Genomic DNA, 13,410 nt, shown 5'->3' on the forward strand with positions numbered 1-13,410 from the left:
TTGCTGAAGGTTTTCTGTACCTCGGCAGCCCAGGGGCTGCCGAGAAAACCGGCTCCGATTACAGCTGGATGCCCGAGAAGGACATGAAGCCCAGTGACATCAAGCCAACGGTGATGAACGTGATGCCCAGACCCTGCAGGCCGCCAGGCACGTCGCTATACTTCAGCTTCTCGCGGATACCGGCCAGCGCGGTAATGGCCAGCGCCCAGCCTACTCCCGAACCGAAGCCGTACATGACGGATTCGCCGAAGTTGTAGTTACGCTCCACCATGAACAGTACGCCACCAAGAATGGCGCAGTTTACGGTGATCAGCGGCAGGAATACGCCCAGCGCGTTGTACAGCGCAGGTACGTATTTATCCAGGAACATCTCCAGGATCTGCACCAGAGCAGCAATAACGCCGATGTAGCTCAGCAGGCCAAGGAACGAGAGGTCGATATTCTCTGCACCGCTGATACCCGTCCAGGTCAGTGCACCCTCTGCCAGCAGCAGGTTGAATACCAGGTTGTTCACCGGTACGGCAATGGTCAGTACCACGATGACCGCGATGCCCAGACCAAATGCCGCCGAGACCTTCTTGGAAACCGCCAGGAAGGTACACATCCCGAGGAAGAAAGCCAGCGCCAGGTTCTCGACGAAAACCGAAGCAACGAAAAGGCTTAGATAGTGTTCCATGTTACACAGCCTCCTTCGGCTTGGTGTTGTGCTTCATCTTGAACTCGTTGTCTTCTACCTGCTCGGGGTTGTAGGCACGAATTGCCCAGATCAACAGACCGATGATGAAGAAGGCAGACGGCGGCAGCAGCAGCAGACCGTTCGGCACGTACCAGCCGCCGTTTTGCACGGTGGGCAGTACGGTGAAGCCGAAGATGCTGCCCGCACCCAGCAGTTCACGGAAGAAGCCAACGACCATCAGAACGAAACCGTAGCCCAGGCCGTTACCAATACCGTCCAGGAAGGACATGCCGGGAGAGTTGGTCATGGCAAAACCTTCTGCACGACCCATGACGATACAGTTGGTGATGATCAGACCGACGAAGACCGACAGCTGCTTGGACATTTCGTAGGCGTAGGCTTTCAGAATCTGATCGACCACGATAACCAGCGAGGCGATGATCGTCATCTGAACGATGATACGGATCGAGGAAGGAATGTGATTCCGAATCAACGATACGAACAGGTTCGAGAAAGCCGTTACGAAGATTACCGCCAGGGCCATGACCAGCGATACGCTCATGCTGGTGGTTACCGCCAGCGCAGAACAGATACCGAGGATCTGCAGGGCAATCGGGTTATTCTTGAAGATCGGCGCCGTCAAGACGCTTTTTGCATTTACGTCCGCCATGATCAAGCTCCTTCCGCTTCGAGTTCGACGTCAGCGTCCTGAACGTCTTCCTGGTCAACGCCGCTGCGGAACTTGGCCAGGTATTCACCGAAGCCTTCCGGGCTCAGCCAGAACTGCAGCATGTTGTTAACACCGTTAGCGGTCAGGGTGGCACCCGACAGGCCGTCGACTTCATAGTCACCGCTACCGCTACCCTTCACGACACGGATAGCCGGCACCAGATCACCCTCTTCGTCGAAGATCTGCTTGCCTTCCCACTGAGCCTGCCAACGGGGGTTGTTGACCTCGGCACCCAGCCCTGGCGTTTCGCTGTGCTCGAAGTAGGTGATACCGACGATGGTATTACCGTCACCTTCGACCGACAGGAAGCCGCGCATCAGGCCCCACAGGCCCTGGCCACGGATGGGCAGGATGATCTGCTCGGGGCTGTCCGGGTCGCCCACCAGGTAGACGGTAGCGTAGTTTTCGACGCTGGACAGACCCGCCGGGTCACGCTCACCTGACAGGGTGCGCGAGGCCGCCGGATCACGACGAACTTCGAAGCCGTCGAAGGTCTCGGGATCGTGCTGGTCCGAGTACTCGCCCGTTTCGAGGTTGACCACGCGTGGGGTTACCTCACGGAAAGCGGCTTCTACGTCCATGCCGCTCTCATAGAGATTGGCAACGCGCAGGATATTGGTCTTACGGTCGAGTTCCTGATTGAGCTGCTGCGCAGGGCGCAGTGCCACGGCCGCTGTCGAAACGATGACCGAGCACACGATGCACAGCGAAAACGCTACGATCAGTACTTTCTTGATGGAGTTGTTACCTTGTGCCATTAGGCAGTCTCCTCGGCCGGTGTGCCAGTCCGCTTGAGACGGCGCTTGACATTGGCCTGGACGAACATGTGGTCAATCAGCGGTGCGAACAGGTTGGCAAACAGGATAGCCAGCATGATGCCTTCCGGGAAGGCCGGGTTCACCACGCGGATCAGCACGGTCATGACACCGATCAGCGCACCGAACAGCAGGCGGCCCTGGTTGGTCATCGCGGCCGACACGGGGTCGGTTGCCATGAACACCATACCGAAGGCGAAACCACCCACCACCAGATGCCAGTACCAGGGCATCGCGAACATGGCGTTGGTGTCGGAACCGATCAGGTTGAACAGCGTGCTGGTGATCACCATGCCCAGGAAGACGCCCAGCATGATGCGCCAGCTGGCGATCTTGGTCCAAAGCAGTACCGCGGCACCGATCAGGATAGCCAGGGTCGAGACTTCACCCACGGAACCTGGCATGAAGCCCAGGAACGCATCCCACCAGCTATAGGTGTTGGTCAGCGCAGACATACCGTCTTGAAACGCCATGGAGAGCGCTGTCGCACCCGTGTAGCCATCGGCGGCCACCCATACTGCGTCGCCGGAAATCTGCGCCGGGTAAGCAAAGTAGAGGAAGGCACGGCCGGTCAACGCGGGGTTCAGGAAGTTCTTGCCGGTACCGCCGAAGATTTCCTTGCCGATCACCACACCGAAGGTGATACCCAGGGCCACCTGCCAGAGCGGGATGGTCGCCGGGAGGATCAGTGCGAACAGCACGGAAGTGACGAAGAAACCTTCGTTGACTTCGTGGCCACGCTTGACCGCGAACAGGACTTCCCAGAAACCGCCGACCGCGAAGGTCACCAGATAGATGGGCAGAAAGTAGGTGGCACCGAGGACGAAGTTGGCCCACAGGCTAGCCGGATCATGGCCACCCGCCAGGGTCATCATGATCGCTTCGCGCCAACCGCCCATGGAAGCATAGCCTGCTTCGATGGCAGTGTTGGCTTGCCAGCCAGCGCTCCACATACCGAAGAACATGGCCGGGAAAGTACACATCCACACGGTGATCATGATGCGTTTCAGATCGACGCCGTCACGAACGTGGGCAGTGGTCTTGGCGACACTCGGGGGTGAGTAGAAGATGGTGTCTACCGCTTCGTACAGCGGATAGAACTTCTCGTACTTGCCACCCTTGTGGAAATGCGGCTCGAGATTATCGAGTGTTTGTCGAATACCCATCATCAGGCCTCTTTCTCGATCATGGTGAGATTGTCACGCAGGATGGGGCCGTACTCGTATTTGCCGGGGCAAACGTAGGTACACAGCGCCAGATCCTCTTCGTCCAGCTCCAGACACCCGAGCTGCATGGCAACCTCAATGTCGCCCACAATCAGCGAACGCAGCAGCTGCGTCGGCATGACATCCAACGGCATGACGCGCTCGTAGTTGCCCACCGGCACCATGGCGCGCTCGGAGCCATTGGTGGAAGTGGTTGGCGCGTAGTTGCTCAGGCCTTTGAACTTGGACAGGTAGATGCCCATGATGGAGTGACGGTTCGCACCCAGCGAGAGCCATCCCATGAAGGTGCGCTTGTTACCCTCTTCCAGCAAGCTGACCTGATTATGGAAGCGACCCAGATAGGTGATATTGCCCTCGGCGGCAAAGCCTGAAAATACCGAACCGGAGATGACACGAGTATCCTCGGGTTGGATCACTTCGCCTGCCAGGAGTTCCTGGGTACTGGCGCCCACGCGGGTGCGCAGCAGACGAGGTTTCTCGGCGCGTGGGCCGCCTACCGCGACGATGCGGGAGACGTCCAGCTTGCCTTCCACGAACAGTTTGCCGAAGGCAATCACGTCCTGATAACCGATGTGCCACACTTTCTTATGCAGCGCCACGGGCGAGAGGTAGTGAATGTGTGTGCCGACCAGACCTGCAGGGTGCGGCCCGGCAAAGGTTTCGGTCTTGACGCCGCTGACATCGCTGCCGGGCAGTGATGCGTTGGCACCCGTGCACAGAAAAACGTTGCCCTCGGTCAGGTGGGTTAGCACCTTGAGGCCGTCTTCAAATGCTTGGGCATTTTCATTGATGATAAAGGCAGGGTCAGCGCTTAGCGGATGAGTATCTACAGCGGTGACAAAGATATCGGCAGGAACGCTATCGATGGCAGGCGTACGCGAGAAGGGACGGGTGCGCAAGGCAGTCCAGAGACCCGACTCGACCAGTTGGTCGACAACGGTCTGACGATCCAACTGTCCTAAAGTGCCACGATCATGGGAAGCGAATGTCATCGCTTCTTCATTTTCGTCGACTTTAATGACCACAGACAGCAAACGACGTTTTTCGCCACGGTTGATAGCTACCACTTCACCAGCGGCGGGTGCGGTGAAGCGCACGCCGTCGACTTTCTTGTCGGTGAAGAGCAGTTGGCCTAGTTTGACCTTGTCCCCTTCCTGAACTTCCATTGTTGGTTTCATACCAACATAGTCAGTGCCCAGGATTGCCACGTGACGCACAGGCTGCGCATCTTCAATACGCTGCTCGGGCGCTCCCGTGATGGGGAGATCCAGGCCTTTTTTGACTTCGATCATAGTCTCGCCCAGTTGATGGATCGGATATACGAAGGTAAGGGGTTCGAATGCTTAATTTCTGCTCAGCGAATTCTTGTTTTCTGTTCAGATTGTTACCAGTCCGGCCCAAGCAAGCTTGGACCACCCCGAAAAAATCCATCGTATTATAAAGATAAGCGCGGCCAATGACCACATCCCTGACCGCCTCCGAAAGTGCTATATACAAAACGCCACCCGAAGGTGGCGCTTGAAAGGCATGGTGTTTCATCTAATGCTGTATTAGTCGAACACCCTCCCCGATCGCTCAGCTGGCCTGACGCGGCAGTTTCAGGAACTGCACGTTGGACATGTGCTGAAGAATGCGGATGACCTGGCAGCTGTAGCCGAATTCGTTGTCGTACCAGACATAGACCACGGCATGGTTGCCGTTGGCGATGGTAGCCTTGGCGTCCACGATACCGGCATGACGGTTGCCGACGAAATCCGACGAGACCACCTCCGCAGAATCGACGAAGTCGATCTGTTTCTGGTAGGCCGAGTCGATAGACATGCGACGCAGGTAGTCGTTGAGCGCCACTGCATCGGTGCCCTTCTCCAGGGTCAGGTTCAGAATCGCCATGGAGACGTTGGGCGTGGGCACGCGAATGGCGTTGCCGGTCAGCTTGCCTTCCAGCTCGGGCAGCGCCTTGGCGACGGCCTTGGCCGCACCGGTTTCGGTCAATACCATGTTCAGGGCAGCGCTGCGTCCGCGACGATCGCCCTTGTGGTAGTTGTCGATCAGGTTCTGGTCATTGGTGTAGGCATGCACGGTTTCTACATGGCCGGTCACCACACCGAACTCATCGTTGAGCACTTTCAACACCGGCACGATGGCGTTGGTAGTGCACGACGCCGCCGACACGATGCGGTCGCTTTCGCCGATGGCTTCGTGGTTGATGCCAAACACGACGTTCTTGATATCGCCTTTGCCCGGCGCCGTGAGCAGCGCCTTGGCCGCGCCCTTGCACTCCAGGTGCTGGCCCAGGCCTGCTTCGTCACGCCAGATACCGGTGTTGTCCACCACCACGGCGTTATGGATATCGTAAGCGGTATAGTCGATCTCGCTGGGCGAATCAGCGTAGATCACCTGAACCACGTTACCGTTGATGGTCAGCGTACGCGCTTCGGCGTCTACCGTGATGGTGCCATCGAAGGGCCCATGGACAGAATCACGACGCAGCAGGCTGGCGCGCTTCTCGAGGTCCTTGCCCACGTCGCCACGGCCACGCACCACGATGGCGCGCAAACGCAACAGGTTGCCGCCACCGGCTTTTTCGACCATGACACGGGCCAGCAGGCGACCGATACGGCCAAACCCGTAAAGCACCACGTCCTGGGGCTCACCGGTGCTGGCACCGGGCTGGTAGCCATCGATGATATCGTTCAGCTCGCCGCGCAGGAAAGCGTTCAGGTCACCACCGCCCTGGCGCTTGAACATCACCGCCAGCTTGCCCACATCGACGTGGGCAGGACCCAGATTCATCTCGCTCATGGCCTGAACGATCGGGAAGGTGTCTTCCACGGACAGCTCGGTGCCCTCGATCTTGCGCACGAAACGATGGTCTTTAAGAATCCGAATAACCGACCGCTTGATCAGAGAACGTCCGAACATGGTGGCGACAACATTGTTCTGGCGATACAGCTTCCCGACCAGCGGGATCATTTGCTCGGCCAGAGCTTCGTTGTTCTGCCAATCCTGAAAAACGTTGTCGAGAGTTTGCTGACTCACGGGCGGCCTCATAGGTAGTGAAGGGGATTTTCAGGGGGCATTATCCGGAGCCAGCGGCGTGGCCGCAATGAATGGATAGTCGCACAGGATGTAGGGGTATTACAGAAATAGGGCATTGACTACAAACACCAATGATGCAACGCGCGATGACGACCCCGCCCGACCCACGGGCCGAAAGGCGCTGCGTAAAAGTGTCGTTCGTGTATGATTCTGGTTCCGTTCCAGCGCAAAACGAAGCCGACTCCATGACCTCTTTTTCTCTGCTCGAACCGCCTCAGCCGCAAGGGATACGCGATACGCTCTACCTGAAAGCGCCGCCGGGCAGCGCCACTGCGCTGGCACTGGCCCAGGTGGCGGCCAGCGCACCACTGCTGGTCATTACACCCAATACCGCCAGCGCCCAGCGCCTGGAGCAGGATCTGGCCTTTTACAGCAGCGTGCCGGTGCTGCCGTTCCCCGACTGGGAAACATTGCCTTACGACAGTTTTTCACCGCACCAGGATATTATCTCCGCCCGCCTGCGCACGCTGAGGCAGCTGCAGGACGGCGCGCGCGGCATCGTGCTGGTGCCCATCAATACGCTGATGCAGCGCTTGCCACCGGTGTCTTACATTGCAGGCCGCGTCATGACCCTGCAGTCCGGCGCCAGGCTCGACCGGGAAACCTTCCGCGAATCGCTTTCACGGGCGGGCTATCGCGCGGTGGAAACGGTCTACGAGCCGGGCGAATACGCCATGCGCGGAGCCATCATCGACCTGTTCGCCATGGGCATGGACGAGCCGATTCGTATCGACCTGTTCGATGACGAGATCGACACCCTGCGCCACTTCGACCCAGGCAGCCAGCGCTCTACCGACAAAATCGACGGCATCGAACTGCTGCCCGCCCACGAGTACTCGCTGAGCCGCAGCGCCATTGCCTGCTTCCGCGAGCAGTTCGAGACCCTGTTCGACGTCGACCCGCGCCAGTGCCCGCTCTACAACGACGCTCTGAAGGCCATTCCTTCACCGGGACTGGAGCAGTACCTGCCGCTGTTCTTCGACGAAACCGCGTCGCTGTTCGACCACGTGACAGATGACACCCGGATCGCCCTGCTGCCGGGCGTCTTCGCTGCCGCCGAACAGCACTGGCAGGCCATCGAAGCGCGCTACGTCAATCTGGGCGTCGACCCGACACGTCCCCTGCTGCCGCCCCATCGTGCGTTCTTTCCGGTCAGCGACGTGTTTGCGGCCATCAAGGCACGGCCCCGAGTGGAATTCACCGAGGACGAGCAGCAGCGCCATGCGCTGGCACCCCAAGCCCGCGCCCTGCCCTCGCTGGCCATCAATGCGCGGGCCAAGCAGCCGCTGGCCGAGCTGGCAAATTTCATGGCGGCGCAGCCCGCGACACGCCTGCTGTTCGTGGCGGAATCTCGTGGTCGCCGAGAAGCACTCGAAGAAGTCCTGGCACCGCTCAAACTCTCGCTACCCCACGTAGAGAGCTTCCACGCCTTCCTGCAAGGCAATCAGCCCCTGGCGATCACCGCAAGTCTGGTGGCCAGCGGCCTGTGGCTGGAAACGCCCGACCTGGCGGTGATCAGCGAAACCGAGCTGTTCGGCGACGTGGTACGACAAAGCCGTCGCCGCGAGAAAGCCACCGATGACAACGAACTGGCAGTTCGCCACTTGTCGGAACTCCGCGAGGGGGCGCCGGTGGTCCACCAGGCCCACGGGGTGGGCCGCTATCTGGGCCTGGAAACCCTGGAAGCCGGGGGCCAGGCCAACGAATTCCTGGCGCTCTCCTATGCCGACGGGGCCAAGCTGTACGTTCCGGTGGACAGCCTGCACCTGATTTCTCGCTACAGCGGTGCCGACGACGAGCTGGCACCGCTGCACAAGCTGGGCTCCGACCAGTGGGAGAAGGCCCGCCGCAAGGCCGCCGAGAAGATTCGCGACACCGCCGCCGAACTGCTCGACATCTACGCCCGGCGCGAGGCCCAGCAAGGGGTGGTCTACGAAGCCCCCGGCGAAGAGTACGTGCGCTTCGCGGCCAGCTTCCCCTTCGAGGAGACTCCCGACCAACAGGCCGCCATCGAAGCCGTGATCAGCGACATGGTATCGCCCCAGCCCATGGACCGTGTAGTCTGCGGCGACGTGGGCTTCGGCAAGACCGAAGTCGCCATGCGCGCAGCGTTCCTGGCCGTGCAGTCGGGCAGGCAGGTGGTGGTCCTGGTGCCCACTACCCTGCTGGCACGCCAGCATTTCGAAAACTTCCGTGACCGCTTTGCCGACACGGCGGTGAACATCAGCCTGATCTCGCGCTTTACCGGCGGCAAAGAGATGACCCAGACCCTGGCAAGCATCAAGAGCGGGCAGACCGATATCGTCATCGGCACCCACAAGCTGCTGTCCAAGAGCGTCGAGCTGCCCAAGATGGGGTTACTGATCATCGATGAAGAGCACCGTTTTGGCGTCGCCCAGAAGGAGAAGCTCAAGACCCTGCGGGCCGAGATCGACATTCTCACGCTGACCGCCACGCCCATCCCGAGAACGCTGAACATGGCGATGAGCGGCATTCGCGACCTCTCCATCATCGCGACGCCACCCGCCCGGCGCCTGTCGGTCAAAACCTTCGTCCAGCAGCGCGACGACAGCGTGATCAAGGAGGCCCTGCTGCGTGAAATTCTGCGCGGCGGCCAGGTCTACTTCCTGCACAACGAAGTCAAGACCATCGAAAACGCCGCCGAACAGATTCGCGCGCTGGTGCCGGAAGCCCGAGTGGCGGTGGCCCACGGCCAGCTACCGGAGCGTAGCCTGGAACGCGTGATGTCCGACTTTTATCATCGGCGCTTCAACGTGCTGGTGTGTTCGACCATCATCGAAACCGGCATCGACGTGCCAAGCGCCAACACCATTCTGATCGAGCGGGCCGACAAGTTCGGCCTGGCCCAGCTGCACCAGCTGCGTGGGCGCGTGGGCCGTAGCCACCACCAGGCCTACGCTTATCTGCTCACGCCTTCGCCGAAGGCAATGACCCTGGATGCCGTCAAACGCCTGGAAGCCATCAGCGCCTCCGACGACCTGGGCGCGGGCTTCACCCTGGCCAGCCACGACATGGAAATTCGCGGTGCCGGGGAACTGCTGGGCGACGAACAGAGCGGCCAGATGGAAACCATTGGCTACTCGCTTTACATGGAAATGCTCGACCGCGCCGTGAAGGCCATTCGGGCAGGCAAGACGCCCAACATCGACGCCCCCTTCAACACCGGCGTGGAAATCAGCCTGAACCTGCCCGCACTGATCCCCGACGACTATCTGCACGACGTGCAGCAGCGCCTGGTGATGTACAAGCGCATTGCCAACACCCAGTCGGATGGCGAGCTCAAAGAGCTGCAGGTAGAGCTGATCGACCGTTTCGGCCTGCTGCCTCAGCCGTTGAAGAACCTGATCCGCCAGACGCGGCTGCGCCAGCGCGCCGAGCAGCTCGGCATTGCCCGCATCGAGGCCGGTGAATCCCGAGGCCGAGTGCTGTTCGACGGCTCTACCCAGGTCGACCCATTGACCCTGGTGACGCTGATCCAGACCGCCCCGCAGCACTACCGACTGGACGGTTCCGACACGTTAAGATTTGAATTTGCGATGGAAACCGCCGAGCAACGCTTTGAGAAGGTTGAAACACTGTTAAACGCCCTTAATCAAAAAGTAGCGAAGGCGTGAACCTTGGGGCAAACTTGTCATTAAGCAGACAACCCTGCCAACGCATGGCCAACCACCGCCAGGCGTCTCTGCAGTGCATACTTGATTAGGAACGACCATGAAGACTCGCAAGATCATCAACCGTTGGGGCCCCACCAGTCTGGCGGTCCTGCTGGCCGCCAGCTTGACCGGACCCGTTTATGCCCAGCCCGCCTCAGAGCAGGCTGCGGTCAGCAGTGAAGCCACTGCCGGTGCCGAACAGGTCGCCGAGGCGCGCCACGACCTGCCACGCGGGCATTTTCGCCTGCCCGAGCAGGGTGACATCATCGGTGAGTACTACACGGTAACGGTGGACAACCCCGAGGACACCCTGATCGACATCGCCCGTCGCCACAACATCGGCTACGAAGAGATCCGCATGGCGAACCCTGGCGTCAGCATGTGGGTACCTGGCGAAGGCACGGAAATCGTCATTCCGGCCCAGTACATCCTGCCCCCCGCACCGCGTGAAGGGGTGGTGGTGAATCTGTCGGAACTGCGCCTGTACTACTACCCGGCCAACAACCCCGGCATCGTCGAGACCTACCCGGTCAGCGTCGGTCGTGACGGTTTCGCCACCCCGGTCGGCATTACCCGCACCACCATCAAGGTCAAGGACCCCGCCTGGGCACCGCCCGCCTCCATGCGTCGTGAAGCCGCCGAGCGCGGCGAGCCTGCCCCGGCCATCGTACCGCCAGGCCCTGACAACCCGCTGGGCCGCCACGCCATCCTGCTGGCCATGCCGAGCTACCTGATTCACGGCACCAACCGTCCTGACGGCGTCGGCATGCGCGCCAGCCGCGGCTGTATCCGCATGTACCCTGAAGATATCGAGTCGCTCTACGAGCGCCTGCCCAGCGGCACCCAGGTCAACTTGATGGATGCTCCCTTCAAGGCAGGCTGGGCGGCTGACGGCACGCTGTTCGTGCAGTCTTACCCGCAGCTGGAAGAGAACGTCGAAGGCTCTGAGCCCCTGCGCGACGCCATGGAGCGCCTGAACGCCCTGGTGGAAGACCAGGTGGATATCGACGAAGCCCAGATCCAGCGCGCCATCGCCGAGCCTGACGGCCGCTTTGTCGCGCTTCACGGCCCGCAAGCCGCCGCTGAAGAACAGCCCCAGCCTGAAGCGCAGCAGCCGCAGCTGGAAGGCATTCTAGGCGACATCGAGCTATCTACCGTGGTTCGTATCGAAGGCGACGCTTAACGCCTTCCAGGGCCGCCTCTGGCGGCCCTGTCATCCTCCGCCAAGCTCGCTCGACGATTGGCGACAGGAATGAAGGCTAAATCTGAAAAAACGTCAAAAAAAACCCCGCCAGTTGGCGGGGTTTTTTCACATCTAACAGCAGCCGTCGGGTTCTTGACGAACCTGACGACCCAAGCAGAATTACTTCTGCATGGAACGCTGGAACATGCGGTTCATTTCTTCACGGTTCTGCTCAGACATCTGCAGGGCAGCTTGCGCGTCGCGCTGAGCCTGGTTTGCAGTGTTCAGAGACTGTGAAGCCATGCTGCGAGCTTCTGCAGCGTCAGCTTGTGCAGATTCAGCAGTCATGCGAACTTCTTCCAGAGCGCTGGTAGAAGCACAGCCAGCCAGGATTGCCAGAGAAGCGGCAGCGGCGGTCATTTTCAGAGCAGTCTTAAGAGTCATGATGTTCTCCTTGAGTCTTCCTTGGGTACTACGTTTAAGGGTATGACAAAAAATAAAGCTAAATTATTAGCTTAGATTTGTCTACCTGCGATGCAGGTTCTTTTCACCGACTTGTACCAGGGCTTACCCGTGGGGTACGCAAGTCAAACGCTGTTTTATAATAGACCACAGCGGTTGTCTATAGTCGCGTGTCCAAAAACCTGGAACTTCCTTCAACAACGTAAGCCTAGCGGATCACCACGCGTGTGCCAACTCCTACTAGCTCGGCAACCCGCTCGATTTGCTCATTGGTCACTGCCACACACCCTTGGGTCCAGTGGAAGTTGCCATGGATATCGGGGTCTCCTCGGCCAATGCCGTGAATCCCAATGGCTCCCCCCAGCGCGGTATCCTGCGGTGGGGAGCCGTAACGCCGATAGTGGTCGAAATAGGCCTCGTAGTCCGCCTGGGAGTAGATGCCTTTTTCGAGCGCCATGCGCGCGTGAGGTGGCGTAGGATAATCGATACCAATAAAGATATGCCACTGGCTTTCGAAATTAAATCGATTAATTCTGAACTCACCCAGCGGCGTCACGTTACCGCCGCGTATACGATGCGTTCTGGCGCCCCCACGGCCTAGCGATACCGGCGCGAACCGCTCCAGCAGCGCATGACCACGAAACACGCTCAGCGTCGCCTCCTTGTCGTCTACCAGCACCCACACCTCGTTGCTGTGGCGTGGCACATCTGCCCTGGCCAGCAAGGTGGCGACCAGATCGGTAGGCTCGTAATCAGGCAGGGCACTGGTAGCCGCTGCACTGGCCACTACAGGCCAGCCCAGTGCCAGCGCCAAAAATCGGCGACGGTTTACAGGCATCATTGTTGCTCTCGAAAATGGGGTCGGCTCGACAACAGGTAAGCCAAGGCCGACCGATAACGCATGGATGGAGGCTGTTATACCCTATTCATACGGCTTTTGTCAGCGTATCGACCCCACAATAAACGCCCAAAATACCCGCCATCTCAACCGCCCACTGTGCTTCAACGTAGCTTTGCAGACCTGGCGCTAGACGCCCTCCAGCTCTTGCAGGCTAGCCACCAGCTTGCGCGCTTCGGCGGCATGCCCTTGGGCCAAGGTCGTAAAGAACGTTTCCTCAGGGGCCACTCTGGCCCGCGAGGCGCGATGCTCATAAAGGGCCTGAAGCTGCTCGTGCGACTCCACGGCCGTGGCGGTCAACTCATCCAGTGAACCGGCCACGTCCCGCTCAGCCAAGGCTTCCAGCATCGGCGGCTGAGGAAAATCGCCGGACTCGTCGAACCATAGCTCCAGCACTTCGCGCTGATCCGAGCCATCGTGAAACAGCGCCTCCAGCCCGGACTTCATGGTCAATTCACTGCTGGCGAGATAGTTGAGCGCCATGGCCAGCCGTTCGTGCTCTGCCGCATCGGCTGCTGCGCTGTACTGACGCGCCATACGCTCATGATAGCCAGCAGCCCACTGCATCAGATCCTTCACTTGGTTGTATCGCATCCTTGCCTCCTGTTGAGTGACACACTCCATAGCATGGACATGATCGGCCATTT

11 protein-coding genes are annotated in these 13,410 nt (G+C 59.8%); 2 read left to right on the forward strand and 9 right to left on the reverse strand.

Features of this window, described 5'->3' with window-relative positions:
- Positions 1 to 58 precede the first annotated feature (58 nt).
- From nqrE to RVM26_RS07535, 6 genes are all read right to left on the reverse strand, one after another.
- Positions 59 to 676, reverse strand: coding sequence for an NADH:ubiquinone reductase (Na(+)-transporting) subunit E (gene nqrE / locus RVM26_RS07510; RefSeq protein WP_039179812.1), 618 nt, complete (start codon positions 674 to 676; stop codon positions 59 to 61).
- 1 nt (position 677) lies between these two features.
- Positions 678 to 1,346 carry an NADH:ubiquinone reductase (Na(+)-transporting) subunit D gene (locus RVM26_RS07515; RefSeq protein WP_081138947.1) on the reverse strand — a complete coding sequence of 223 codons (669 nt, stop codon included), beginning with the start codon at positions 1,344 to 1,346 and terminating at the stop codon, positions 678 to 680.
- Between the two features lie 2 nt (positions 1,347 to 1,348).
- Positions 1,349 to 2,164 carry a Na(+)-translocating NADH-quinone reductase subunit C gene (locus RVM26_RS07520; protein WP_039179806.1) on the reverse strand — a complete coding sequence of 272 codons (816 nt, stop codon included), beginning with the start codon at positions 2,162 to 2,164 and terminating at the stop codon, positions 1,349 to 1,351.
- On the reverse strand, positions 2,164 to 3,390 hold the full coding sequence (locus RVM26_RS07525; protein ID WP_498941540.1) for a Na+-translocating NADH-quinone reductase subunit B: 1,227 nt from the start codon (positions 3,388 to 3,390) through the stop codon (positions 2,164 to 2,166). Before RVM26_RS07525 ends, RVM26_RS07520 begins: the two co-directional genes overlap by 1 nt.
- A complete protein-coding gene (locus RVM26_RS07530) occupies positions 3,390 to 4,739 on the reverse strand; it encodes an NADH:ubiquinone reductase (Na(+)-transporting) subunit A (protein ID WP_498941541.1) in 1,350 nt (449 codons plus the stop codon). Before RVM26_RS07530 ends, RVM26_RS07525 begins: the two co-directional genes overlap by 1 nt.
- Before the next feature lie 283 nt (positions 4,740 to 5,022).
- Positions 5,023 to 6,486: a glyceraldehyde-3-phosphate dehydrogenase gene (locus RVM26_RS07535; RefSeq protein WP_287805209.1), complete on the reverse strand. Its 1,464-nt coding sequence runs from the start codon at positions 6,484 to 6,486 to the stop codon at positions 5,023 to 5,025.
- A 245-nt stretch (positions 6,487 to 6,731) separates the two neighbouring features.
- Between RVM26_RS07535 and mfd the strand changes: the two genes are divergently transcribed.
- Both mfd and RVM26_RS07545 read left to right on the forward strand, forming a co-directional pair.
- Complete coding sequence (gene mfd, locus RVM26_RS07540) at positions 6,732 to 10,181, forward strand: transcription-repair coupling factor (RefSeq protein WP_498941542.1); 3,450 nt, start codon at positions 6,732 to 6,734, stop codon at positions 10,179 to 10,181.
- 97 nt (positions 10,182 to 10,278) lie between these two features.
- Positions 10,279 to 11,403, forward strand: coding sequence for a L,D-transpeptidase family protein (locus tag RVM26_RS07545; RefSeq protein WP_498941543.1), 1,125 nt, complete (start codon positions 10,279 to 10,281; stop codon positions 11,401 to 11,403).
- Positions 11,404 to 11,583: 180 nt separating this feature from the next.
- Here RVM26_RS07545 and RVM26_RS07550 read toward each other — a convergent pair whose 3' ends face one another.
- The 3 genes from RVM26_RS07550 to RVM26_RS07560 all read right to left on the reverse strand — a co-directional run bounded on the left by RVM26_RS07550 (position 11,584) and on the right by RVM26_RS07560 (position 13,357).
- Positions 11,584 to 11,847, reverse strand: coding sequence for an Lpp/OprI family alanine-zipper lipoprotein (locus tag RVM26_RS07550; RefSeq protein WP_287805203.1), 264 nt, complete (start codon positions 11,845 to 11,847; stop codon positions 11,584 to 11,586).
- A 226-nt stretch (positions 11,848 to 12,073) separates the two neighbouring features.
- On the reverse strand, positions 12,074 to 12,706 hold the full coding sequence (locus RVM26_RS07555) for a L,D-transpeptidase family protein (RefSeq protein WP_287805201.1): 633 nt from the start codon (positions 12,704 to 12,706) through the stop codon (positions 12,074 to 12,076).
- 186 nt (positions 12,707 to 12,892) lie between these two features.
- Positions 12,893 to 13,357: a 2-hydroxyacyl-CoA dehydratase gene (locus tag RVM26_RS07560; RefSeq protein WP_498941544.1), complete on the reverse strand. Its 465-nt coding sequence runs from the start codon at positions 13,355 to 13,357 to the stop codon at positions 12,893 to 12,895.
- Positions 13,358 to 13,410: the final 53 nt, after the last annotated feature.

Source organism: Halomonas sp. KM072 (genome assembly GCF_050710315.1).
GTDB classification, from domain to species: Bacteria; Pseudomonadota; Gammaproteobacteria; order Pseudomonadales; family Halomonadaceae; genus Vreelandella; species Vreelandella hamiltonii.

Bases quoted from the DNA above. Each gene is read 5' to 3' on its own strand.
- RVM26_RS07530 (WP_498941541.1), bottom strand. From the start codon at position 4,739: ATGATCGAAGTCAAAAAAGGCCTGGATCTCCCCATCACGGGAGCGCCC.
- RVM26_RS07545 (WP_498941543.1), top strand. From the start codon at position 10,279: ATGAAGACTCGCAAGATCATCAACCGTTGGGGCCCCACCAGTCTGGCG.
- RVM26_RS07525 (WP_498941540.1), bottom strand. From the start codon at position 3,390: ATGATGGGTATTCGACAAACACTCGATAATCTCGAGCCGCATTTCCAC.
- RVM26_RS07550 (WP_287805203.1), bottom strand. From the start codon at position 11,847: ATGACTCTTAAGACTGCTCTGAAAATGACCGCCGCTGCCGCTTCTCTG.
- nqrE (WP_039179812.1), bottom strand. From the start codon at position 676: ATGGAACACTATCTAAGCCTTTTCGTTGCTTCGGTTTTCGTCGAGAAC.
- RVM26_RS07515 (WP_081138947.1), bottom strand. From the start codon at position 1,346: ATGGCGGACGTAAATGCAAAAAGCGTCTTGACGGCGCCGATCTTCAAG.
- mfd (WP_498941542.1), top strand. From the start codon at position 6,732: ATGACCTCTTTTTCTCTGCTCGAACCGCCTCAGCCGCAAGGGATACGC.
- RVM26_RS07520 (WP_039179806.1), bottom strand. From the start codon at position 2,164: ATGGCACAAGGTAACAACTCCATCAAGAAAGTACTGATCGTAGCGTTT.
- RVM26_RS07560 (WP_498941544.1), bottom strand. From the start codon at position 13,357: ATGCGATACAACCAAGTGAAGGATCTGATGCAGTGGGCTGCTGGCTAT.
- RVM26_RS07555 (WP_287805201.1), bottom strand. From the start codon at position 12,706: ATGATGCCTGTAAACCGTCGCCGATTTTTGGCGCTGGCACTGGGCTGG.